Below are 22,714 nucleotides of genomic sequence, written 5' to 3' on the forward strand. Positions count from 1 at the left end.
TTTGTATCAAAAACTATTCCCATTCTATAGTGGCGGGTGGTTTAGAGCTAATATCATACACTACTCGGTTTACGCCTTTTACGTTATTTATTATTTCGTTAGACACTTTAGCCAGAAAATCGTAGGGTAGATGTACCCAATCGGCAGTCATACCGTCTTTGCTAATAACGGCACGTAGGGCTACAGCATTTTCGTAGGTTCTTTCATCGCCCATAACGCCTACGCTTTTTTGGTTGAGCAAAATAGTGCCGGCTTGCCAAACGTCTTTATATAAATTGTACTTTTTTAGCAAACTGATAAAAATATAATCGGCTTCTTGAAGTATTCGGACACGCTCAGCATCTACTGCTCCCATTATTCTTATAGCTAAACCCGGCCCGGGAAAAGGGTGGCGTTCTACTATTTCTTTAGGAATATTAAGGGTATTGCCCACCAGTCGCACTTCGTCTTTAAATAGCATTCGCAGTGGTTCTACTATTTTTAAATGTAGTTTTTCGGGCAGACCACCTACATTGTGGTGCGATTTTATAGTAACAGATGGCCCGTGTACAGAAACAGACTCTATTACATCGGGATAAATAGTGCCTTGAGCAAGCCATTTAGCTCCTTCTACTTTGTTAGCTTCTTCTTGAAAAACATCTATAAAAATTTTGCCTATGGCTTTGCGTTTTTTCTCGGGGTCGCTTTCATTTTTTAGGGCTGTATAAAATTTTTGCGAAGCATCAACACCTTTAACGTTTAGCCCTAAACCTTTGTAGGCTTCTAAAACTTCGGTAAATTCATTTTTGCGTAGCAAACCATTATCTACAAAAATGCAATATAGATTTTTCCCTATTGCCTTGTGCAATAAACCTGCCGCTACACTACTATCTACACCGCCACTTAAACCTAATATTACTTTGTCATTGCCTAATTGTTCTTTTAAATTAGCTACAGTTTCTTCTACAAAAGATAAAGGAGTCCAGTCTGCTTTTATTTCACATATATCAATTAAAAAATTGTGCAACATTTGTAGTCCATCTACAGAGTGTGTTACTTCCGGGTGAAACTGAAAAGCATAAAAAGGATGATTGAAAGTGCCTGCGTTGCTTTTGTAAGCAGCTACGTCTATACTTTCTGTATTGGCTATTATTTCAAAACCTTTGGGTATTTCTAAAATGCTATCGCCATGGCTCATCCAAACCTGGCTGTTGTTTTTTATATTGTTAAAAATATTGTCATGAACAGCAATGTTTAAATTGGCTCTACCGTATTCTCTTTTATTGCTTTTAGCCACTTTGCCTCCCATAGTTTGGGCGGTATATTGAGCACCATAGCATACGGCTAAGGTTGGTTTGGCGTTAGCTATTTCTTTTACATTTATTTGCGGGGCATTTTCTTCTAAACACGAAAAAGGGCTACCACTTAAAATTACCGCTTTAATATCGTCAGTAAGTTCGGGAATTTTATTAAAAGGGTATATTTCGCAAAATATTTTAAGCTCTCTAACTCTGCGTGCTATAAGCTGCGTGTACTGCGAACCAAAATCAAGAATAATTACTTTGTCGTGTATCATGCGTGCAAAAATAGCTTAAAGAATTTTTACCAAAGGTTTATAAGGTAAAAAAAATGGAAAATGAGCAATTGTGTTTGTAATTAGTACTATTTCTACGCCACTTCTTCTAAATCTTTTTCCACTTTTAAGTTGTCTATTATAAATTCTTGGCGGTCTTGAGTGTTTTTGCCCATATAATATTCCAAAATATCTTCTATGGAATTTTCTTTGGTTAAAAGTACGGGCGTTAATCTTATATTTTCGCCTATGAAATCTTCAAATTCATCTGGCGATATTTCTCCTAATCCTTTAAATCGCGTTATTTCTGCTTTTCCTCTTAATTTGTTTATGGCTTCTTGTTTTTCTTCTTCGCTGTAGCAGTAAAAGGTTTCTTTTTTATCTCTAACTCTAAAAAGTGGTGTTTCCAATACTTTTACGTGTCCTTCTTTAACTAAATCGGGGAAAAACTGTAGGAAAAACGTTAGTAATAATAAGCGTATGTGCATGCCATCTACATCTGCATCGGTAGCTACTACTACATTATTGTATCTTAGTTCTTCAATGCCTTCTTCTATGTTTAATGCGTGTTGCAATAAATTAAATTCCTCATTTTCATATACCACTTTTTTCTTTAAACCGTAGGAGTTTAGTGGTTTTCCTCTTAAACTAAATACGGCTTGTGTTTGGGTATCTCGTGCTTTAGTTATTGACCCACTTGCGGAATCTCCCTCTGTAATAAAAATGGTGGTATCTAAATGTCTTTCGTCTTTTTTATCGGAGAAATGAACACGGCAATCTCTTAGTTTTTTATTGTGAATATTGGCTTTTTTAGCTCTATCCTTAGCCAGTTTTTTAACGCCCGCCATGTCTTTTCTTTCTCTTTCGCTTTGCTGTATTTTTTTAAGCAATTTTTCGGCAGTATCAGGGTTTCTATGTAAGAAATTATCTAAATGCTGTTTTACATAATCGCCTACAAAAACGCGCATGCTGGTATCTGTATCTATATTGTTAGAGCCTAATTTTGTTTTAGTTTGACTTTCAAAAACGGGATCTTGCATTCTTATACTTATAGCACCTACTATAGATGCTCGGATATCCTGTGGGTCAAAATTCTTATTGTAAAAATCTCTAATTACCTTAACTATTGATTCTTTAAAAGCATTGAGGTGCGTGCCTCCTTGCACCGTATGCTGTCCGTTTACATAGCTGTAATATTCTTCTCCGTAGTGGTTGTCGTGTACCAAAGCAAATTCTATATCTTCAGATTTGAAATGGATAATAGGGTAACGCAGTGATTTTTCATCCGTTTTGCGTTCCAATAAATCTTTTAAACCGTCTTTTGATAAAAATTTTTGTCCATTATAGTTTACGGTTAGTCCACTATTCAAATGAGCATAATTCCAAATTTGATTTTCTAAATAATCAGGAATGAACTTATATTTTTTAAAAATTTGGTCATCTGGAATGAACTCAATATAAGTACCATTTTTTTCTTCTGTTTTAACCAGTTCTTCGCTTTGCAGTTCGCCTTGCTTAAAAATAGCTATTTTTTTCTCTCCTTCTCGTATAGCTTCAACTTTAAAATAGGTAGAAAGTGCGTTTACCGCTTTTGTACCCACACCGTTTAATCCTACCGATTTTTTAAAGGCTTTAGAGTCGTATTTACCTCCTGTATTTATTTTAGAAACTGCATCTACTACTTTTCCTAAAGGAATACCTCTACCATAATCTCTAACTTTTACAAGTTTTTCTTCTACCACTATGTCAATTCTTTTCCCATGTCCCATTACAAATTCATCTATAGAATTGTCTATTACTTCTTTTACAAGAATATAAATACCATCATCTACAGAGGAGCCATCACCGGTTTTGCCAATGTACATTCCCGGTCTTAGCCTCATGTGTTCTTTCCAGTCTAAGGAGCGTATATTATCTTCGGTATATTTAATTTCTTCACTCATAAAAATATCAACTTATAACCGTGAAAGTATAAAAGATAAAAGAGATTGTGAAAAAAAAAAGGCTAACATTGTAAACATTATTTTGTGAATTACTATATTTGACACAGACTAAACGGCAAAACGACAATTGAGGAATAGAATTTTCATGATAGATGATAGTTTGGCTGAACCCATATTTTTGAGAGAAGCCATTGTGCAAGCCACATTAGATGTTGAGTTAGAAGCGTTTAATGAAAGTGTAATTGCTTTGCAAGAATTGAAAACGAGGGAGGAAAACAATAAGTTTAAGTTGCCTCATTTAATTTTGTTAGATATTAATATGCCGGGAGATAGCGGAATAGACATTTTGCATAAATTGAAAAATGAGGGTCGGTTAAGGCTTATTCCAGTTGTTGTGTTAACATCTTCTAATTTGCTGAAAGATATAGAAGATAGTATAGATGCAGGAGCTAGAAGTATAATAGTTAAACCAACAAATATTGAAGATTATAAAAACATGATAACCAATGTATATAAATATTGGTTTGAAACTATAAAAGTGAACAGAGTTGTCTAAAGATAAAATAAAAATATTAGTAGTTGAAGATGCTCCGGGCGATGTTTTCTTAATAAAATTTTATTTAGAAGAATTAGATCCTGATTTTTATGAAATTTATGATGTAGATAATTTAAAAATGGCTCATGAAATGATTTCAAGAGAATATTTTGATGTTATTTTGTTAGATATGAATTTACCCGATTCGGAGGGTATGTTAACGCTTACTTCTACAATAGATAAATTTCCTGATGAAACAATTATTGTTATGACAGGACTTTCCGATGAAAAAGTAGGAGTGGAGGCTGTAAAAAAAGGGGCTCAAGATTTTTTAGTAAAAGGTAGATTAGATAGTCAAGCTTTAGATAGTTCTATAAAATTTGCTTACCAAAGAGCAGAGTTGAAAAATTCAGTTAAAATATTTAGACATGTTTTAACGGAGATGGAGAAACTGAATGATTTTGTTTGTTTATACTACAAAAGAAGTACTGGCGAACTTTTTCATTCGGCTAATTTTGCGGCTTATTTTAATAGAGAAGTAGATGCTGATAACTTAGATGATTTTAATAAGTATTTTGACAAAGATTCAGTAAAAAAGATAAAGGAAGCCGTATTAGATGAAAAGCCTAATGATGAAGTGAGAAGTTTAGAAAAAATTAGATGCATAGATGATGATGATTCATTTACATTTAAAATTTCTAATTCCAATCTTTTGAGAGGTTATGTTGTTATTTCGGTTAGGAGAGATTAATAAATATCTTTAAGCACATTATATTTATATAAATTTTGAGTTTGTACGCTTGATTTATCTCTAAAATCTCCCACTTGATAGCCCCATATTTTTTCTTGGTAAATAGGTCCATTAGGGTAAATTCCAAAAGAAACTTCTAAGAATTCTATCCCCAGTACTCTGTTTTGAAATCTAATACCTAAACCGTAGCCATGATTAAAAGTACTGTTAAAAACAAGTTCCTTATCATTATCGGTTATCCATGCAAAATCAGCAAAAAAGAAAAAGTTTCCTCTGCTTGTCCACCATTTTACCGGAGTATAAAAAACAGATTCAAGGTTTAAAACAAAACTTTTTGTTCCTATTAATTTTTGACTGTTAAACCCTTTTAAAGCTGTAGTACCTATATTATAAAATTCAGAATAGGGACGCTTAAAACTTAAAGTGGTTGTGGTATTTAAAAACTGCCTAAAACCTAATTTGCCCAATGGGTATCTTTTAGTAAAGTACTTATTACTATTTTGAACGGTTATTTGTTCAAAAGTTTTTTTCCTTAAAAAAGTACCTAAACTTATTTCATTTTGCATAAATCCAAATTTTGGATAGTCATGATTGTAGTTTACAGTTTTGCCAAAATAAAACCGACCGCCTAAAAATTGGTTTATTTCATATCCAAAAAGGGTGGCGTTATTTATACCTTTTGGCACATAATCAAACTCCCTAAAACTATACAATTCTTCATAACCATACCAATCTCTATTGGCTAATCCAAAACTGGTTAAATACATTTGGTTGTTTACAAAATTTTGAAAAGGCTGGTCTTGAGGAATTAAGTAATTTTTTTTAAAAGTAGCTCTTGCCGAAACTATTAAGCGAGTTAGTGGGTGTTTTACATTTAGTTTTTTTAGGGGAAACGAATGTGCTAACCAAGAATCTACAGAAATGTATTTATTATTATAGAAACCGTCAATTTTTTCGTACTCTATTTTTTTGTTGTTATTTTCTACCGTAAGCATGCCCGCCCATCTGGTATTGTATGCAAAAAAATCTCTACTAATTTCAGCTTTATAATTTTGGTATTGGTTGGTTTTATTGTAGTCTAATTCTAAGTTAATTTGAGTTTTAAACATATTTCTTACTCTGTACTCTGCTTGAAAAGCATAGGGATCTATTGGGTTAACAATGCCACCACCTGCGAAAGATATTTTTTGAGAAACGCCCCAAAAATCATAAAAACCGCTACCCAGCAAAAGAGAAGTGGGCGAACCCCAAAAGTGAGCTTTCCAATGGCGGTTGTCATGAGCTATTATTAGTAGGTTAACACCACTAATATTGGGTGTGGGAATAACTCTAAAAACGGCATCTTTAAAAATTAAATCTCTACGTATATTTCTTTCGGCATCAGAAAATAATTGGGCATTTACAGTATCGCCTTCTTTAAATAAAAGTTGTTTGCGTATAAGTACTTTGTTGTAGTTACCTCTTTTGCTTTCCATTATTTCGGCACTATCTATATAGTACTTATCATAGGCAGGAGTAGCATATTTATCTATTATAATAATGTCAATGTTATTAATTACTTCTCCTTGGTGTTCTTTAAAATATGATGCGGGCGTATTTTCCCTTACATTTTTGGGCATTAGATTAAAATAATCTACAAATTTCTCTTTTAGCTTGGGTGTTTTATCCACCTTGGTGCTATCTTGAGCTAACGCAATATGTGCTAAAATTAGAAATATTAAACCTAAACATTTTTTCATGAAGGTTTAAAAATAGTGAACAATGCTTACAAACAAAATTTTTATTTTCGTAAAGCTAAGTTTTGGGCTATGGAGATAAAATATTTTTAGTCCATTTATCTTTATTCAGGTTGTATGTAACTCTATCGTGCATACGATTGGGTCTGCCTTGCCAAAATTCAAAATAATGAGGTATTATATTGTAGCCTCCCCAATTTTTTGGTCGTAAAGGCTTGCTGTATTCTTGTTTAATTTTTTCTAAATCGGTATATAATTCTTCTTTGCTGTTAATTATGCTGCTTTGCAAAGAAGCCATTGCACCATATTGACTATCAATAGGTCGCGAATAAAAATACTCATCATTCTCAGCATCAGAAAGTTGTATGGTAGTTCCTTCTATTCTTATTTGCCTTTCCATGGCTTCATAAAAAAACAAAATGCTTACTTTATTGTTTTGCAATAAATCTTGCCCTTTGTGGCTGTTGTAGTTAGTGAAAAACTGCAATCCTTTTTCTGAATAGGCTTTTAATAAAACTACCCTGCTACTGGGTTGCATATTATTATTAACTGTGCTAACAATCATAGCATTGGCTTCAAAACTTTTTAATGAAGCTGCTTCTTTGTACCAAGTATCAAAAAGTAAAAAGGGATTGACTGGCGTATTAGCTATTTCTAAAACGTCTTTTTCATAGCTTCGTCTTTCATTATGTAATTTTTCGTTTAAAGACGACATCATGCTCAAATATTAGTTAATAATTATTTTCAGTTGTTTTTCGTAGCTGCTATTATCCTGTGCTTCCAACTTAAATATTATTCTTATAGCATCATAGCTTGGTGGTGCATACGGTGTGGTGCTTCCACTAAAGTAGGGTTTAAATGGAATGCTATCTGCCACCTGACTTGGAACAGTAAAACTTGTTGTTACACTTTGAACATTGCTAGTGTCTTCAAATCCTTGAACAAAAAATACGGAATCCATATCGTTAAATGTTAAGTTTTGAACCATCATAGATGTATCTATTAAGTATGCACCTCTTATGGTATCTATAGCTTTATCTATGGCTAAGTATAATTCTAAATTTACAGTACTTCCGGCATCGGCATAAATGGTGGTGCTATCTGGCGATAATATATTTATTGGCTCATTACTGGTGGGTCTGTCTTCGTCATCTTTTTTGCAAGAAAAAAGTAAAACAGTAAATAATGCTGAAAAAATGGTGAATTTTAATATGTTTTTAAACCTCATTTCGTATATTTTAGATAAAATTACAATTTTTCAATTTCTTTATTCAAAAAAACTGCTAATTCTTTAACATAATCTTCAGAAAAGTTAAATTTTATACCTGCTTCTTCATATAATTCAGGTAGTGTTTTAGTATATCCAAAGGATAATGCGTTTTTATATTCAGCTATAGTTTCCATTGGATTATTTTTATAATTTTTCCAAAGAGCTATGGCTCCAAGCTGTGCAAAACCGTATTCTATATAATAAAATGGAACTTGGTAAAAATGTAAAATTCTTTGGTAAGAAGTTGGTAAATATTTTTCAACTCCTTCGTAATTTATTACACCTATAGAGTATTTGTCTAATAATTCTTTCCATTTGGCATTTCTTTCAGAAGCGGTATGTGTAGGGTGGGTGTACATCCAGTGCTGAAATTCATCTCCTTGTGCTACACTTACTAAAGTGCCCAATAAACCTTCTAAATGGTTTTTCTTAGCACGGTTTAAATCTTCTTGGTTTGGATAAAAGTTTTCCCAGTTTTCAAGAGCTAATAGCTCCATACCCATGCTGGCTAATTCACTCATTTCGCTTGGTGTAGTACGCAGGCTGGCTAATTCTATATCGTGAGCTAAAAAACCGTGCACGGCATGTCCGCCTTCGTGTACCATTACTCTAACATCTCCTTCGGCAGCTGCGTGGTTCATAAAAATAAAAGGCACGCCACTTTCCGGCATTGGCATCATGTAGCCACCCGGGGCTTTTGCTTTTCTGCTTTCAAGATCCAGTCTGCCCATTTCGTTCATTTCTGCTATGGCAGCACCAAAATAAACATCTAATTGATTAAAACACTCAACGGTTTTATTTACAAAATCTTCTGTATTTTCAAAAGGTTTAAGTGGTTCTCTGTTTAGTGGGTCAACTTTTAAATCCCACGGTTTAAGTTCTGTGTAGCCTAAAAAGTTTTTTCGTTCTAATTGAAATTTTCTAATTATAGGGATAATTTGATTGGCTACCGATTGATGAAAATTCATGCAGTCTTTAGCGTTATAATCAAAACGGTGCATGGCTTTAAAAGCATAATCTCTATAATTTTCAAAACCTGCATTAGTAGCTAATTCATGTCTTTTAGCTACAAGTTTATCCATAAGTTCATCTAACTTGTCTCTGTCTTGAAATTTGCGTTCTTGCATTAAAGTATAAACTTCTTGTCTTGCTTTTCTATCCGTACTTAATAGCATTTTAGAAGCCTGTGGGAAAGTAAGTTCTTTTCCGTTGTAGGTAATGCTCCAAATTCCTGTAATTTGGTCAAACTGCTGTGTTAATAAGTTTAATTCTTTTTCTACTTCTATATTTTTTTCGGTATAAATTTCTAAATCGGCTTCAATGGCTCTAATAAAATTCAAATAACTTTTATTTAAGCTATTTTTAAAAGGACTTTCATTAAATTTTAGCCGAAGTTTATGATTCCAAGGTTTAGTTTTGGGATCTATTTCTGTATAATATTCACTTACTGCTTGTTGTGCGGCTACGTCTGCTGTATTAATTGACGTTTTTATGTATTTCCACCTAAAATCTTCGCTGGCTACGGCATCAAATTCGTCCCAATCTTTTATCCATTTTTCAAATTTTTCAAAAGTAGAAATATCTCTGTTAGCTAAATCGGTATAAATTTTTTCTAATTGTTCCCAGCTTTCTACATTAAAGTTTTGTGGTAAATACTGTCTTTCCTTTACGTCAATTAATTTAATTTCTTGCATTACTTATCTTTTTTCTTTGTTTCCTTTTTTGGTTTAGCCGTTTTTTTGTCAGCTTTTTTTTCGGTAGTAGCTTTTGCTTTAGGTTTTGTTTCTTTTTTAGTTTCTTTAGCCTCTTTTTCTTTCTCTTTTTTCTCTTCTTTTAAACTAATTATGCCCAGTTTATCTAAAGCTTCGTACCATTTTACTATTTTTTTTATGTCGTTGTCATAAACTTTTTGCTGGTCGTGGTCGGGAAGAATATTGGTAAAGTATTCTCTAAATTTTTTGCCACTATCTTTTTTAGTAGGAAGCGGAAATTCTTTTTCTTTTTTCTTCATTTCTTTAAAAACTTCACTTAATTCTACTGTAGAAGTAGTAGTATATATAGTTATGTTTTCAAGCGGTGTAAACATGTGCTGCCTTGATGAAACAAATTTCTTTTTGTCTTCTCCAAGCGGAGTTACTATTAATCCGTTATCTCTGGTGGCTAAAACTTTAAATAAGCCTGGTAATTTACTTACCGATAAAATTTCTTTTAATTCCATTAAGTTAATTTTTTGAGCAGACAAAGTTAATTAATAATTGTATGTATTTACCCTTGTTTGCAATTTGTAGGAATATACAAAAAAAATGCCACACAGTTTTGTATGGCATTTTGGCATTAAGTAATTTGAATTTTATTTTTTTAAAAAGCTACTTGAATAGCTTTTATTTTCCTTATCTGTTATGCTTATAAAGTATGTTCCTTTAGCCAAAGATTCTACATTAATAGAAGAAAATTCTTGATGATGAGTTGAATATACTTGTTTGCCTAACATGTTTATAATGTTAAGATTACCTTTTAAATTAGGCGTTTTTATGTTAATCAAGTTTGTAGTTGGATTAGGATAAATATTTGCATTTATAGTATTAAGCGAAGCAATGCCTGTTATGTTATTTGTAGTTTTAATATTATCTACACAAAAGTAGGTAGGCGTATTAATGCCAAATTGTCCTACATCTGAAGATGATAAGGTAAACTGTAAGCTGTCGGCTTCGCCTAAAGGAGTTAAATCTACTTTTGTCCATTCGTTAATAATGTAATCTTGGCTGTTATCTGTAAATCTAAAATCAGCTAAATAAAAATTGATGCTATCTGCTCCTAATGTTCCATTTTTGTATTTTTTAATGGTTAATAAAAAGAAATCGGGATCGTTACCACTGGCTCCGCCAAATTTTTTAGCATAAGCATCTCCATCTCTCATACTTAAATAAGCATAAGTACTGTTATTTATATACATACTTTCAAAACCTACATCGGTAGTGTTATTTAGCTTTAAAGTATTAGGCGAACCATAACCTTGATAAAAAACTGCAAAATTTGATGAAGAATTGTATCCACTTCCAGAAGAAACTGAATATTGATTTCCGTATCCGGCAGTGGTAATATCTGTCATGTTTGATATGGCAAAACCGCCCCATGTTTCGTATCCGCCAACAGTATCATAAGAGTTAGGCAGAAAAATAGAACTTTCGGTAAAACCGCCATTAAAATCGTTGCCGTTGTTGTACGATTCTGCTGAAAGCGTAAAACTTTCAAAATCGTTGGTGGTTTGTGCATTTGCAAAAAATGCAGTTAAAATACTTAATGAAAATAAAATTTTGTTCATGATGATTGTTTTTTATAATTGAAAAATATGTTTATTCCTGTTTGAAAATTAATGCCTGCTATTGGTCTTCTTTCTATTACATAGTATTCTTTGTTTAATATGTTATTGATATGTAAGAAAACTGAGCCACTCACTTTTTTATGGTTAAAATTTTGTTTCAGTTTGATGTTACAAATATTGTAAGCAGCTACATTTTCATTTACGCCATTGCTTTGGCTTATATAAAAATGCTCAAGTCCGACATTAAAATTTTTGTAAGAAAACTGAATGTTGTTTTGTATTCTAAATTTTGGGGTATAAAGTAATTGGTCTCCTTTTTCAACTTTTGGCATAGCCAAATCTATTTGATAAGTTGAAGAAGTATAATCAAAATTTATGGCGTAAGATGTTTTAATGTTTTTATTGGAGTAGGTGTATTTAGCATTATTTTCAACGCCCCACGACCAAACTTTTGCTACATTATGAGCTTCCCAAATAAAACCGCTTTCTGGCGGAATCCACATAATCCAATTGTTAATATTTCTATTAAAATACGTGCTACTGATACTTAATTCGTGATTTTTAAGTTTTTTATTAAAAGTTAAACCTATTTCTTCACTCCAACCTTGTTCTGGTTTTAAATTTATATTGCCACCGGGCGTCCAATATAGGTCATTAAAAGTAGGGAAACGGTAGTCTCTTGTAATTTTAGATTTTATGCTTAAATACTTAGTAGGTTTGTATTCAACGCCTAAAAGTGGGCTGGGTGCTATCCATTTTTTTAAGTTCATTTCTTCTCTTAAAGAGAATTGGAAATCTACTTTTTTGTGTAAAAATTTATAGCCCAAAACAAAACCTAAACGATACAGTTTTTTCTTTTCTTCATAAGATTTAGTATAAGCTATAGTATAGTTGTGAGTATTGTTAAACCAAAAAATATGTTGTTTTTTTAGGGTGTAGCTTAATTCAATGTCGCCTAAAATTTTGTCAAAATTATTGACACCTTCATCTTCCGTAATAGGATCTTTAAAATGCTGATTTTCTCTAAAAAATCCGCTACTAATTTTTGCTTTAAAAAGTTTTGGGGTAAATAACCAATTGCCCATAATTCTAACAGCATTGTCGGTTTGATTGGCTAAACTTTTGTTTTGCACGGTTGTAGCAGGTATTTCTTTGTAAGCATCTTGTAGCCAAGCATAAAAATTTAGTTGGTTTTTGTTATTGAGTTTAAAATGCAATGACTGCATTAACGCTTTTTGATTAAAAGTGGCATTAGTTTGTCTTTCCCAATCTTGATTTTCGGCACGCCTAAATTTTATGTCATTTTTGGCATTTATGTATAAAATTTGAGTTTTGCTTTGCACAAATTTATTACCTAAAGAAAGACTTAAATTTTGCACTAAATTTCCAAAACTACCAATAGAGCTATGGTATTTTATAGCTATGTTTTGGTTGTAATCTGCGGTATTTTCTAAGGAAATAGTTCCACCTATGGCTGCACTTCCCCACGATGTAGAATTGCCACCTTTTACTACACTTGCTTTATTTACGAACGATAGAGGGATTAAACTTAAATCTAATTGTCCTAAAGTAGGGCTTTCAATAGGAAGTCCGTTCCAAAGTACTAAATTTTGAGAAGCTCCGGCACCTCTGATACTGGCTGTAGCTATAGAATAATTGCCATAAGATTTAATATAAACGCTATTGTCATTTTTTAATACTTCGGCTAAGGTTTTGTATGAATTATCCGTTTGGTTTAAGCTATTAAAAACAGTAAAAGTTGCACCGGTAGGGTAGGTTCTTTCTTTATTTTCCTGTACCATAACTTCAGGTAGCAGAAAAGTAGTGTCGCTTATTTGACCGTAACTATAATTTAAGCAAATAGAAGCATTTAGCAACAGTAATAATATGTAGTATTTTTCTTTCAAAAATCATTTTTACGCTTTTGAAAGATTTAGTTTGATTGCGAACAGTTAAAGTGTAGAATACCTTTGTATGTATGCAAGCATTACTTTTCTTCCGAAAGCAAATTACTTAAAATTACAAATGGCAGGTATTCTGACTTACTCTACTTCAAAGCCTTCCCATTCCAACAATATTGAAACAGTGGCGTAGTTTTGAAGCTTTTTAAAGAGCTTACAGCAGCGGAGACTGTTTTGGATTTTCACCAAATTCCCTATATTCTAAACCACTTTTTAAAAAAGTAGTTTACCATCTGCGGTACAAACATAAGTATAAAAAATGAGAAATACTTTTAGCCGAGTTTATTTGTTCATAATTTTTCAGAAATCAACATTTTTAAAACTATCTAAACGCGAGTTTCGTCTTAAAAAAAGCACAAGAAGGAGAAAATGTGTGGGAAGAATAAAAGAAGAAAGCAAGCTACTTTGAAAAAAAACATTTTACTTGCTTTCTATGAAAGCAGTAACCGTAAAGTTATAGAAATATTTTGTGAATTGGATGATTGGTGTCAAATTTATGAACGCTATTTAAGTATAAGTAATAAACTTGCTTTAACAACAAAACCTCCTCCTATAGCGTGTGGATTGTCTATAAGTGAAATCATGTCCATATTGGTATATTATCAACTAAGCCACAGCAAAACATTTAAACATTTTTATATGGATATAGTACTTGAAGATATGAAAAATTATTTTCCTAAAGCACCATCTTATTGTCAGTTTGTAAAGCTCATTGATAGAGCACTGATTCCTTTGGCTACTTTTCTATTAAAGCAAGGAGCAAAGCACAAAAAAGGTTTTTATTATGCTGATAGTAAACAACTTAAGGTGTGTCATATTTTAAGGGAATATCAACACAAAGTGTTTAAACAACATGCCACAAAAGGCAAAAGTTCAACAGGATGGTTCTTTGGATTCAAGTTGCATTTAGTCATTAATTTATATGGCGAAATTGTAAAATTTTGTTTTACACCGGCACATGTTGCAGATAATAATTTTGATTTAATGACCCATTTTTTGAAAGATTTACAGGGTAAAATTTATGCCGATAAAGGATATCTATCTTCCAAGGCATGGCATGAGTTAAGAAATAATGGTGTGCAAATAATAACTAAATTGAGAAAAAACATGAAGAATAAATTAATGGATTTACAAGACAAACTTTTTTTATTAAAACGAGGGCTTATTGAGTCCGTTTTTAATGTTTTAACCACTGTTTGTGATCTTGAACATTCCAGACACAGAAATCCTATAAATGCTTTTACGCACATGGTCGGTTCTCTTGTAGGTTATCACTTTTTAGATAAAAAACCCAAAATCCGTCTACATAATAAAGCAAACTCCTTATTATCAATCACTTAAAGACGAAACTGGCGTTTTATTAGTATCTCGCCCGCATTACGCTTATGCAACGTTGAGTTTTAGTACTTTATCTTGTTTTGTTTTTCAACATTGGCAAAGACATACTCTTTTGCAATTTTGGGCTTGTGGTTTGGCTTTTGCGAATTGCAAATGTGTATGGCTTTAAGCGTAGGCATATCATCTATTCTTTATTCAACAGATTCTTTAAAGTTTCAATATTTCGTTTATGTTCAATTAAGTTCTTTCGTATTTCTACACAACTTGCTTCTGTAAATTCGAAATCCTGCCCTTCAATTTGCCCTTTTAGTTTAAGGGTGCCATTATCATCAATGGCTTTGGCGTGGGCAAATTTGTTGCGAATATCAATTACTTGTGCTTGATATGTTTTATTACCGTCAAGGAAAGTTTTGATTTCGTTTTGAGCTTTCAAAGGTTTTAATAAATCCCTGAAAATTTCCCATTTCTTTACCGCATCAATTTTTGGGAAATAGCTTTGGAAGCTGTCATATCTATCCCAAAAATTATCGAGTCTTTTTTGCAAGGGTGTATGTGCTTTGTCCGTAACTATCTGTTTTAAATCATCTGCACTTTTGTTGTGTTTTACGACCAACTGCATTACTATTTCTTCAATTTCTACATCTAAATCACTTGTAGCTGCGGTTATCAAACCTCTTGTAGCGTTGAGTTCAAGGAGTTTGTCTAACGTCAATCTAATCAACTTTTCAACTTTATCCAAAAACGTATCCCGATTTGAATGGAAAGTAATTCTATCCATAAAAGCTAAACGCTCTTTTACATCTGGGTCGTCCCGAAAATTTGATTTAGCTGTATAAAATAAAATCTCTGTGGAAAAACCTTTTTCATCTCGAATTTTTTCAATTATTTTATCTCCGGTAGTAGCGTTTAAGTTGAAATCAGAAATAATCAAATCATACTTATAGTTATAAATGAAGTTGTCCAATTCTGCTTCGTCCTCAACAGTAACAATGTTAGGTTCAAACCCTAATTCTTCCAAATAAGAATTGAGATTGCCGACTTCTCCATTGTCGATATATTCTTGTATATCATTATCAATCCATAGTATATTGTATTCCAATTTCATATGTGCTCAATTTTTCAAGGAAATGATAAACTCAACTCCCTTATCTACTTTATTATTGACCGTTATTGTTCCTTTCAGTTTCTCAATAATTTCTTTTACGTGATACAAGCCAATTCCTGTTCCTCGTCTTGATGTAGTAAAGCCAAAATCAAAAATGTTATCAAGAATGTTGTCTTTGATTCCTGCTCCGTTATCTTTAAAAGATAATTGAATAGTATTGCCTGATTTACTCCAATTTAATACAACTTTTGATGCTCCGTGCTTAGATGAATTGCTGATTAAATTATCCAATACAATTACAACATCAATAGGATTGAATTTAAGATTGAGTTCCAACCCTTTTGGTGTGTCTATTTCAATATTTAGCAATTCACGATTGATGCGTAAATCGTCTCTTTGCTTGTAAACATTGGTAAGATATTCGTTGATGAAAGAAACAAGGTCTGCATTTAATTTATTGGAATGTATATTGAAATTGACTTTTTTGAAATACTTTGAAAATGATGTGATTTTCTCGTTTTGCTGACTAATTCGTTTAATAATTGTTTGTAGCTCATCTTTTGAAGCATCCTTGTTTACCGCTTTTACAAGGTTTTCAATATCTGTTTTGAGCAAACTTGTTGTTAAACCAATGTGATGTAAAATACTTTCTAAATTTTTGGTGTCGTCACTAATTTCCGATTGTAAAAAGTTTTTTTGGCTGGTAACAACATCTAATTTTTGCTCGGTTTCCTTTTGTAGGGTTACGGCTTTTTCTTTTTCTTCTCGGTCTTTTTGGGCATCCGCTTTTATTTCTTTTACTGCTTTTTCAATCTTTTTAGCTTCTTTTACCAATTCAGGGTTATCAGAGTTAGCGGCTACTTTGGCTATGTTTTTTACAATCTTGTCAACACTTTTTTCTTGTTTGCTTTCAATGATTTCAAGAAAATCTTTGTCGTACTGAATATCAATGACATTTTTGGAATTGATAAAGCCGGAAATGAGTTCCAAAATTTGGATTTTAACGTCTTTTGCCCATAACTCTGGTCGTATTTCTCCGGTTTCTTTATTAACTTTTTCATCTCCCCATTGAATAACATTGACCACATAATTTTCCAATCTTTTTAGAACATAATCATAGAAAAATTCTACTAAATTGTAATAAGTGGGAGTTTTAACCAAACCTCCATCTCTACTGGTGGTTTCTTTCAATTCGGGCTGTTCTCCGTTGATTTCAATTCTACCAATCAAATCACGAGTTCCAAGAAAACGGTTATAACCTTGTTGTTTCCGGTTATCTATTAAAAGTAAATCTTCTCCCGGTTCTCCATACGGGTATACTCTAAACCCATTTTTATACATAAAAACAGAACCAAATTTTACAGGCTCCATTCCCATTGTTCGGGTAAAGTTGGATTTTGCGGTTCTATTAAGTTGAAAAAGGTAAACCGAAATATTTTTTAAGTCGGAATGCGGATTTTTTTCTTTTAGAAAATATATGGGGTCGCCTCTATCTTGTAAGGTTGTTTCTATAAAGTTGCCGTCAGAACTTATCTGGACAAGTATATTGGAGGTTTTTATTTCAAGCGTTTCAAAAATGGTATTTCTTATCGTTCCGTTGACAATATCCCAATCATCTCTTGATTTTCCTTTTTTATTTGGTGTTTTGTCAATATTAACTTCTTCTTTGGCAATAATCTCAATATCAAATTTTTCGCTGTCATTTCCCTGATTTGGATTGATGAGTTTAGCTAATGACTTTTTTAATTTTAAAATTCTTTCCCTATCCCAATTATCTCTTAATCCAGTAATTTCGAGAACTGTACCACTTTTAATTTTATATGGAGTGTCTTTTAGTTCGTTGTGGGTAACCTTGATATTTACAAACTCTTCTTCATCAGCATTTTCAAAATCTTCCCAATGCACTATAAGATTTTCAATTTTAGGATTGGGTTCGTCTTTTATCGTGATTAAGTTCAGATGCTTCCCCAATCTATCGCAGGAAAAGCGACCAACACCTTTTGCTCCGGCAAATACCCGTTGTGTTTTTATTTTATCTCGGTAATCTTCATTTTCTTTTCCCAAACGTTTGGCTGAATAGGCTACGAACAACCACTTGTTTTTAAGGTCGTCATAGTTCATTCCTTTGCCATTATCTTGGATTATGATTTTGGCATTGTCCGGGTTGTAATTGTCTTCAAAAATGACTTCAACTTTTGTTGCATTTGCATCAAAGGAGTTTTTAACCAATTCAAAAACAGCAACAAACTCATCAGTAATCAATTCTTTACCAATGAGGTCTTTTAATGCTGCACTTATTTTGAATGATTCAGTATTATCCATTAAATGAGTTGTTTTAAAATCAATCCTGCCTGTTCGCCAAATAGCGGTGGAATTGCATTTCCAACCTGTGTATATCTGGGAACTTCCATTTTTCGCAATTTTCCACCCGTAGTATATTTTCCTTTAAAGTCAAACCAATCGGGAAAACTTTGTAATCTGGCACATTCTCGAACTGTCAAAATACGAGGTTCGCAATAATGTATCATATCGTCAGGATGTGAAGTAACCGTAGGAGCTTGTTCCTTTGGTTGTAGCGGAACTAAAACCTGTGTGGAAAGTCCGATTTGTTTTTTCAAATCATCCGATATGTTTTTACATTCTGTTGAAAGAGATTGGACATAACTCAAACGCTCAATTACTTTTTGGGAATGTTTAGTGAAACTATGGCTATTGGGAATTTTGGCATTTTCATTTTCCTTTCGGGCAAATCGTTGATAGTTGGATTTTGTTTTATGATAAAATCCGCTCGTAAATCCTTTTCTGTCAGGTGTTTCAGTCGTTTTTTTGCTGCGAATTAAATCTGAAAGTGCTTCTTCGATTGTTGGTTTTACGGAAAGTTCTTTTTCAGTTAAAAAAGAAAATTTGTTGTTTTCAATGAGATTGAAAAAGCTTTTTGCTTTTTCTACGCTCGAATTTTTGATGTCGTTTCTAATACCAACAAGAATAAAGCGTGTTCGCTTTTGTGGAATTCCGTAATCTCCAAAATTGACCAATTGTCCATAAACGTTATAGCCCTCTTGAGTTAATTTATCGGTAACAATTTGAGAGTATTTTTTCCCTTTTTGTTTATTGTTTTTAAACTCCATTGTAAAACCTTTTACATTCTCAAAAAAGATAAGTTTAGGTTTTACTAACGAAACAAACTCAATGTATGAATTGATTAAACTGTTGCGTTCGTCTTTTTCATTTCTTTGTCCGGCAATGGAAAACCCCTGACAAGGTGGTCCACCTGCAATTAGCGTTACTTTACCTTGTAGTTTTTTTAATTTTTCCGAATAGTTCTCAATGACTTCATTTATATCGTGAGCCATTTGTGGCAACCATTTAGGCCACTCAAAATGATTTATTTTTTCAATCAAGTTATGTTCTAACGTTTGAAAAGCGTGTGGGCTTTTTTCAATCGCAAACAAGCCCTTCCATTCAGAACGATTTAGTCCAAGTGATAGTCCGCCACAACCGGCAAACAGGTCAATATATGTATGTTTACCTCTCATTCTTTTGTAGTATTTAAAAGTTGGCGAATGTCCACATTCAGCACTTTGGCAATTTCTTCAAGAGTTTCCAAAGATGGTTGTCTTGTGTTGTTGCACCACAATGAAATAGTTGATGCGTTTTTGCCCAATTTGTCTGCAAGCCACTTGTGTTTTCGGTTCTGTTCGGCTAAAACAACACGAATTCTATTTAATCTTTTTGTAGCCAACTTTATTGGATTTTACGCAAAGATATACAATTATATTGTGAAATAGTTTGCTTAAATGTAAGTTTTTTGTACTGTTTTTGCAGCTGGTTTCAAGCTTGCCCACAACAAAATTATAAAAAATCGTTTTAATGTTTTTTATATGTGGTTCAGCGAAGTTAGCGACTTTTTATGATAATGTCAAGTATTTTTTAATGTATTTTTGTTAATGCACCAACAGCCAAATTTGAGTAGTAAAAAAAGTTACAATTAGCCCTAAAACTATAGGTAAAAACGTAGAAACTAAAGTCCATTTTAAACTTTTGGTTTCTTTATAAATAGTAACAATAGTTGTAGAGCAAGGGTTATGCAATAAACTAAAGAGCATTAAATTAATTCCCGTAAGTAGTGTCCACCCTCCGGCATGCAAAATATTTGCCGTATCTGAAACAGAACTCATTTCAAACATTACACCTGCACCATCTCCAATACCCGTAAGTTTGGCACTTAGCACCGTAAGCATTAATATGGTGGGAATAACCAACTCATTAGCCGGTATTGCAATAATGTATGCCAATAAAATTATACCGTTTAATCCAAAAATAAAGGCAAATGGATTAGACCAATTAATAAAATGCTCTGCTAAACTCAAACCATTTATATTTACATTGGCTACCAACCAAATAACAATGCCTGCGGGCACAGCAAATACTACCGCTCTCCACAATACAATTATGGTTCTATCAATAATAGAAGTGTAAAGCGTTTGCCATATTTGAGGAGGTCTATAGGGAGGAAGTTCTAAGCTAAAAGAAGATGCTTCGCCTTTTAAAACGGTTTTACTTAAGCCCCAAGAAACTATTAGACTAAAAAAAATACCCAGTATGGCTACAGTTACCACTGCTCCTGCCGAAACTAAGCCGGCTAAACCGGCAGGCACTAAACTCCCAATAAAAATACTTGCTATTAATATTTGTGTAGGCCACCTGCCATTGCACAAGGAAAAATTATTGGTAATAATGGCAATTAAGCGTTCTCTTGGACTGTCAATTACTCTGGCAGCAACAACACCTGCGGCATTGCATCCAAAACCCATACTCATAGTTAATGCTTGCTTGCCGTGAGCTCCTGCTTTTCTAAAAAGATTATCCATATTAAATGCTACACGAGGCAAATAGCCAAAATCTTCAAGTAAAGTAAATAAAGGAAAGAAAATAGCCATAGGTGGAAGCATTACCGCAATAACCCACGCCATAGATAAGTATGCTCCGTCTATTAATACACCACTCAGCCACCAAGGAATATGTATGGCATCTGCCCAAGTTTTTAAAATAGGATGAAAAGTATCAATTAAAAGAGAAGATAATAAGGCAGAAGGATAATTTGCCCCGGCTACGGTAAGCCAAAATACTAAGGCAAGCATTAAAAACATAATGGGGAAACCTAACCATCTGCTGGTAACAATTTTATCTAATTTTAAGTCAAAGCTATAGGCTGTTTTATCGCCTTTGTGTTTTACGGTTTTTTTGCTTATTCGCGAAGCATTTTCATAGATTGACTCTATAATTGAATCGTGAAAATCAATAGCTAAATCCCATCTTGCGGTGTTGGCTGCCGATAGTATTTCTTCTCCTTTATTTTTATTGTTTTGTTCCATTTTTTAATTGTCTATTGCTAAATCTTCATCGTGTAAGTTGCCTAATTCGCCTGTTTTTATAGCTTCTATAATGCTGTTATCTCCTTCTAATAATCGCATGGCTACCCAGTTTGCATTAGGTAGATTAGGATAAAGATTTAATATTTTTTCCGATAAAGTTTCTATAACATGGTTAAGCTGTTTAGAGCGACTTTTTATTTTAGGCGGTTTACAAATATATTTTCCCATAGCTACTTCTTCTATGGCAAGTAAAAGTTCACTCATACCTTGTTTTGATCTTGCCGAAGCAGGAATAACGGGAATACCCAATTCTTTAGATAGTGCCCGAGTATCTATTTCAATATTATTGCGTTTGGCTTCATCCATTAAGTTAAGGCACATAACCGCTTTGTCTGTTATTTCAAGTATTTGAAGTACTAAATTTAAGTTGCGTTCTAATCGGGTGGCATCTACTACAATTACGGTAACATTAGGTTTGCCAAATAGAATAAAATCACGTGCTACCTCTTCGTCTGTGCTGGTAGATAAAAGAGAATAAGTGCCGGGTAAATCAACTACTTTATAACGTTTATCGTTAAAAATAAAGCCACCTTCGGCTCTGCTTACTGTTTTGCCAGGCCAGTTTCCGGTATGCTGGCGTAGCCCTGTTAAATTGTTAAAAACAGTACTTTTTCCTGTATTTGGATTTCCTGCTAAAGTTATTACATGATCTACATTTTCAAGATTAAGTCCCAGTTTTTTTAAGTTGGCTTTATGGTAAGCAGGGCAAGTTTCACAATTATGCTGTGTACTCATTCTCTTCTATTTTTCGGTTAATAAATACTTGGTCGGCATGCTGTTTTCTTATGCCAATGGTAGTACCCATTATTCGGTATCCTACAGGGTCGCCAGAGGCACTTTTTATTACTGCCGAAACTTGGCTGCCCGGTACAACACCTAAATCCATTAAGCGTCTTCTTTGCTGTCCTCTGCAATTTGGAGATATAGCTAAAATTTCGGCATTTTCGCCCACTTTAAGCGATGATAATAATTCGTACTTAGTTGGCTGTGTTACATCAATTTTTTCTACTGTAATGTATCCTGCAAAAAGAGGTGTTAAAGTACATTCTTCTCCGTCTGCAGCAAAGCTTATTTTTTTATCCGTAACATCTGTAACATAAACTTGCATACCTGGGTACAATCCTAACACCAGCAGTTGCTCATAAATGTTTTTTGGTTCATCTTCTAAGTGGGTAATTCTGCCCATATCGCCTTCTTGCAAGGTGCTTAGTCTTAATCCTTTGTGTTTAGGTATTTTTCCTTCGGATGTAGGAATAGGGTCGCCATGTGGGTCGTAAACAGGATTGCCCATGCTTGCTGCCAGTTTATCAATTTCTTCGTCTGTTAAAGTGTGTTCTATTTCGCAGGCTTCATCGTGCCAATCTGAAGGAGCTACACTTGTTTTTTCAGCTAAATAATATTCCCACACTCTGTGTATTCTTATAATACGCAAGGCATAAGACCGCCCTTCATCTGTTAATTTTACCGTTTGATTATTGAGTTTAACTAATTCTAAAGCAGTTAATCTTTCCAAAAGCTTGCTGGCTTTATCCATAGAAATATTTAAGTGCCCAGCAAGAGTATTAATATTGCAATCTATTTTTTTGTATTCACAGTCAAAAATAAATTTTAAAGCATCTTCTAATAATACCCGTTGGTTGTTTTCTTTTAATTTACTGATAAGAGCCCAGCCTCCTTTTTTAGGCCAAAAAAACCAAATTAAGCCAATAATAATGGCAATGCCTATGAGTAGAGTAGTGGCGGCTTGTATTTTTATAGTATCCATA

17 protein-coding genes, 1 pseudogene and 1 riboswitch are annotated in these 22,714 nt (G+C 33.2%); of the genes and pseudogenes, 3 read left to right on the top strand and 15 right to left on the bottom strand.

Going from position 1 to position 22,714, the window contains the following annotated elements; genetic code table 11:
• Nucleotides 1-13: 13 nt before the first annotated feature.
• Together guaA and H6578_10345 are read right to left on the bottom strand one after the other, a co-directional pair.
• Nucleotides 14-1,552 (bottom strand): glutamine-hydrolyzing GMP synthase, encoded by a 1,539-nt coding sequence (guaA, locus tag H6578_10340; protein ID MCB9227550.1) that lies wholly within the window; start codon nt 1,550-1,552, stop codon nt 14-16.
• 95 nt (nt 1,553-1,647) lie between these two features.
• Nucleotides 1,648-3,495: a type IIA DNA topoisomerase subunit B gene (locus H6578_10345; GenBank protein MCB9227551.1), complete on the bottom strand. Its 1,848-nt coding sequence runs from the start codon at nt 3,493-3,495 to the stop codon at nt 1,648-1,650.
• Between the two features lie 145 nt (nt 3,496-3,640).
• Here H6578_10345 and H6578_10350 point away from each other — a divergent pair, with 145 nt between their 5' ends.
• Nucleotides 3,641-4,051 (top strand): response regulator, encoded by a 411-nt coding sequence (locus H6578_10350; protein MCB9227552.1) that lies wholly within the window; start codon nt 3,641-3,643, stop codon nt 4,049-4,051.
• On the top strand, nt 4,044-4,781 hold the full coding sequence (locus H6578_10355) for a response regulator (GenBank protein ID MCB9227553.1): 738 nt from the start codon (nt 4,044-4,046) through the stop codon (nt 4,779-4,781). Before H6578_10350 ends, H6578_10355 begins: the two co-directional genes overlap by 8 nt.
• Here the strand turns inward: H6578_10355 and H6578_10360 are convergent.
• From H6578_10360 to H6578_10390, 7 genes are all read right to left on the bottom strand, one after another.
• The gene (locus H6578_10360; GenBank protein ID MCB9227554.1) at nt 4,778-6,520 is read right to left on the bottom strand and encodes a hypothetical protein; all 1,743 of its coding nucleotides are present in this window, start codon (nt 6,518-6,520) and stop codon (nt 4,778-4,780) included. The genes H6578_10355 and H6578_10360 overlap by 4 nt on opposite strands.
• 67 nt (nt 6,521-6,587) lie before the next feature.
• On the bottom strand, nt 6,588-7,232 hold the full coding sequence (gene pdxH, locus H6578_10365; GenBank protein ID MCB9227555.1) for a pyridoxamine 5'-phosphate oxidase: 645 nt from the start codon (nt 7,230-7,232) through the stop codon (nt 6,588-6,590).
• Between the two features lie 12 nt (nt 7,233-7,244).
• The gene (locus H6578_10370; GenBank protein ID MCB9227556.1) at nt 7,245-7,745 is read right to left on the bottom strand and encodes a hypothetical protein; all 501 of its coding nucleotides are present in this window, start codon (nt 7,743-7,745) and stop codon (nt 7,245-7,247) included.
• A gap of 20 nt (nt 7,746-7,765) precedes the next feature.
• Nucleotides 7,766-9,481, bottom strand: coding sequence for a M3 family oligoendopeptidase (locus H6578_10375; protein ID MCB9227557.1), 1,716 nt, complete (start codon nt 9,479-9,481; stop codon nt 7,766-7,768).
• A complete protein-coding gene (locus H6578_10380) occupies nt 9,481-10,005 on the bottom strand; it encodes a DUF5606 domain-containing protein (protein MCB9227558.1) in 525 nt (174 codons plus the stop codon). Before H6578_10380 ends, H6578_10375 begins: the two co-directional genes overlap by 1 nt.
• A 132-nt stretch (nt 10,006-10,137) precedes the next feature.
• Nucleotides 10,138-11,109: a DUF4465 domain-containing protein gene (locus H6578_10385; GenBank protein MCB9227559.1), complete on the bottom strand. Its 972-nt coding sequence runs from the start codon at nt 11,107-11,109 to the stop codon at nt 10,138-10,140.
• A complete protein-coding gene (locus tag H6578_10390) occupies nt 11,106-13,016 on the bottom strand; it encodes a TonB-dependent receptor (protein ID MCB9227560.1) in 1,911 nt (636 codons plus the stop codon). The genes H6578_10385 and H6578_10390 overlap by 4 nt, the downstream gene beginning before the upstream one ends.
• Before the next feature lie 102 nt (nt 13,017-13,118).
• Nucleotides 13,119-13,319: riboswitch (cobalamin riboswitch) on the bottom strand.
• A 156-nt stretch (nt 13,320-13,475) separates the two neighbouring features.
• On the opposite strand from H6578_10390, the gene H6578_10395 reads away from it, so the two are divergent.
• Nucleotides 13,476-14,411: an IS982 family transposase gene (locus H6578_10395; GenBank protein ID MCB9227561.1), complete on the top strand. Its 936-nt coding sequence runs from the start codon at nt 13,476-13,478 to the stop codon at nt 14,409-14,411.
• Between the two features lie 181 nt (nt 14,412-14,592).
• Here H6578_10395 and H6578_10400 read toward each other — a convergent pair whose 3' ends face one another.
• The 6 genes and pseudogenes from H6578_10400 to H6578_10425 all read right to left on the bottom strand — a co-directional run bounded on the left by H6578_10400 (nt 14,593) and on the right by H6578_10425 (nt 22,713).
• Nucleotides 14,593-15,513, bottom strand: coding sequence for a hypothetical protein (locus tag H6578_10400; protein ID MCB9227562.1), 921 nt, complete (start codon nt 15,511-15,513; stop codon nt 14,593-14,595).
• A gap of 6 nt (nt 15,514-15,519) precedes the next feature.
• On the bottom strand, nt 15,520-17,835 hold the full coding sequence (locus tag H6578_10405; protein ID MCB9227563.1) for a sensor histidine kinase: 2,316 nt from the start codon (nt 17,833-17,835) through the stop codon (nt 15,520-15,522).
• On the bottom strand, nt 17,835-19,049 hold the full coding sequence (locus H6578_10410) for a DNA cytosine methyltransferase (protein MCB9227564.1): 1,215 nt from the start codon (nt 19,047-19,049) through the stop codon (nt 17,835-17,837). Before H6578_10410 ends, H6578_10405 begins: the two co-directional genes overlap by 1 nt.
• On the bottom strand, nt 19,046-19,255 hold the full coding sequence (locus H6578_10415) for a helix-turn-helix transcriptional regulator (protein MCB9227565.1): 210 nt from the start codon (nt 19,253-19,255) through the stop codon (nt 19,046-19,048). The genes H6578_10410 and H6578_10415 overlap by 4 nt, the downstream gene beginning before the upstream one ends.
• A gap of 202 nt (nt 19,256-19,457) precedes the next feature.
• Nucleotides 19,458-21,683 (bottom strand): annotated as a pseudogene (gene feoB / locus H6578_10420) (ferrous iron transport protein B).
• Nucleotides 21,667-22,713: a metal-dependent transcriptional regulator gene (locus tag H6578_10425; protein MCB9227566.1), complete on the bottom strand. Its 1,047-nt coding sequence runs from the start codon at nt 22,711-22,713 to the stop codon at nt 21,667-21,669. The pseudogene feoB and the gene H6578_10425 overlap by 17 nt, the downstream one beginning before the upstream one ends.
• Nucleotide 22,714: the final 1 nt, after the last annotated feature.

It is taken from the genome of Chitinophagales bacterium, from assembly GCA_020635995.1.
Classification (GTDB): domain Bacteria; phylum Bacteroidota; class Bacteroidia; order Chitinophagales; family UBA8649; genus JAFMKE01.

What these genes read in the sequence shown, in the direction of transcription:
- H6578_10385 (MCB9227559.1), bottom strand. Translation starts at nt 11,109, where the DNA reads ATGAACAAAATTTTATTTTCATTAAGTATTTTAACTGCATTTTTTGCA.
- H6578_10425 (MCB9227566.1), bottom strand. Translation starts at nt 22,713, where the DNA reads ATGGATACTATAAAAATACAAGCCGCCACTACTCTACTCATAGGCATT.
- H6578_10405 (MCB9227563.1), bottom strand. Translation starts at nt 17,835, where the DNA reads ATGGATAATACTGAATCATTCAAAATAAGTGCAGCATTAAAAGACCTC.
- H6578_10375 (MCB9227557.1), bottom strand. Translation starts at nt 9,481, where the DNA reads ATGCAAGAAATTAAATTAATTGACGTAAAGGAAAGACAGTATTTACCA.
- H6578_10350 (MCB9227552.1), top strand. Translation starts at nt 3,641, where the DNA reads ATGATAGATGATAGTTTGGCTGAACCCATATTTTTGAGAGAAGCCATT.
- H6578_10410 (MCB9227564.1), bottom strand. Translation starts at nt 19,049, where the DNA reads ATGAGAGGTAAACATACATATATTGACCTGTTTGCCGGTTGTGGCGGA.
- H6578_10370 (MCB9227556.1), bottom strand. Translation starts at nt 7,745, where the DNA reads ATGAGGTTTAAAAACATATTAAAATTCACCATTTTTTCAGCATTATTT.
- H6578_10380 (MCB9227558.1), bottom strand. Translation starts at nt 10,005, where the DNA reads ATGGAATTAAAAGAAATTTTATCGGTAAGTAAATTACCAGGCTTATTT.
- H6578_10345 (MCB9227551.1), bottom strand. Translation starts at nt 3,495, where the DNA reads ATGAGTGAAGAAATTAAATATACCGAAGATAATATACGCTCCTTAGAC.
- pdxH (MCB9227555.1), bottom strand. Translation starts at nt 7,232, where the DNA reads ATGTCGTCTTTAAACGAAAAATTACATAATGAAAGACGAAGCTATGAA.
- H6578_10360 (MCB9227554.1), bottom strand. Translation starts at nt 6,520, where the DNA reads ATGAAAAAATGTTTAGGTTTAATATTTCTAATTTTAGCACATATTGCG.
- H6578_10400 (MCB9227562.1), bottom strand. Translation starts at nt 15,513, where the DNA reads ATGAAATTGGAATACAATATACTATGGATTGATAATGATATACAAGAA.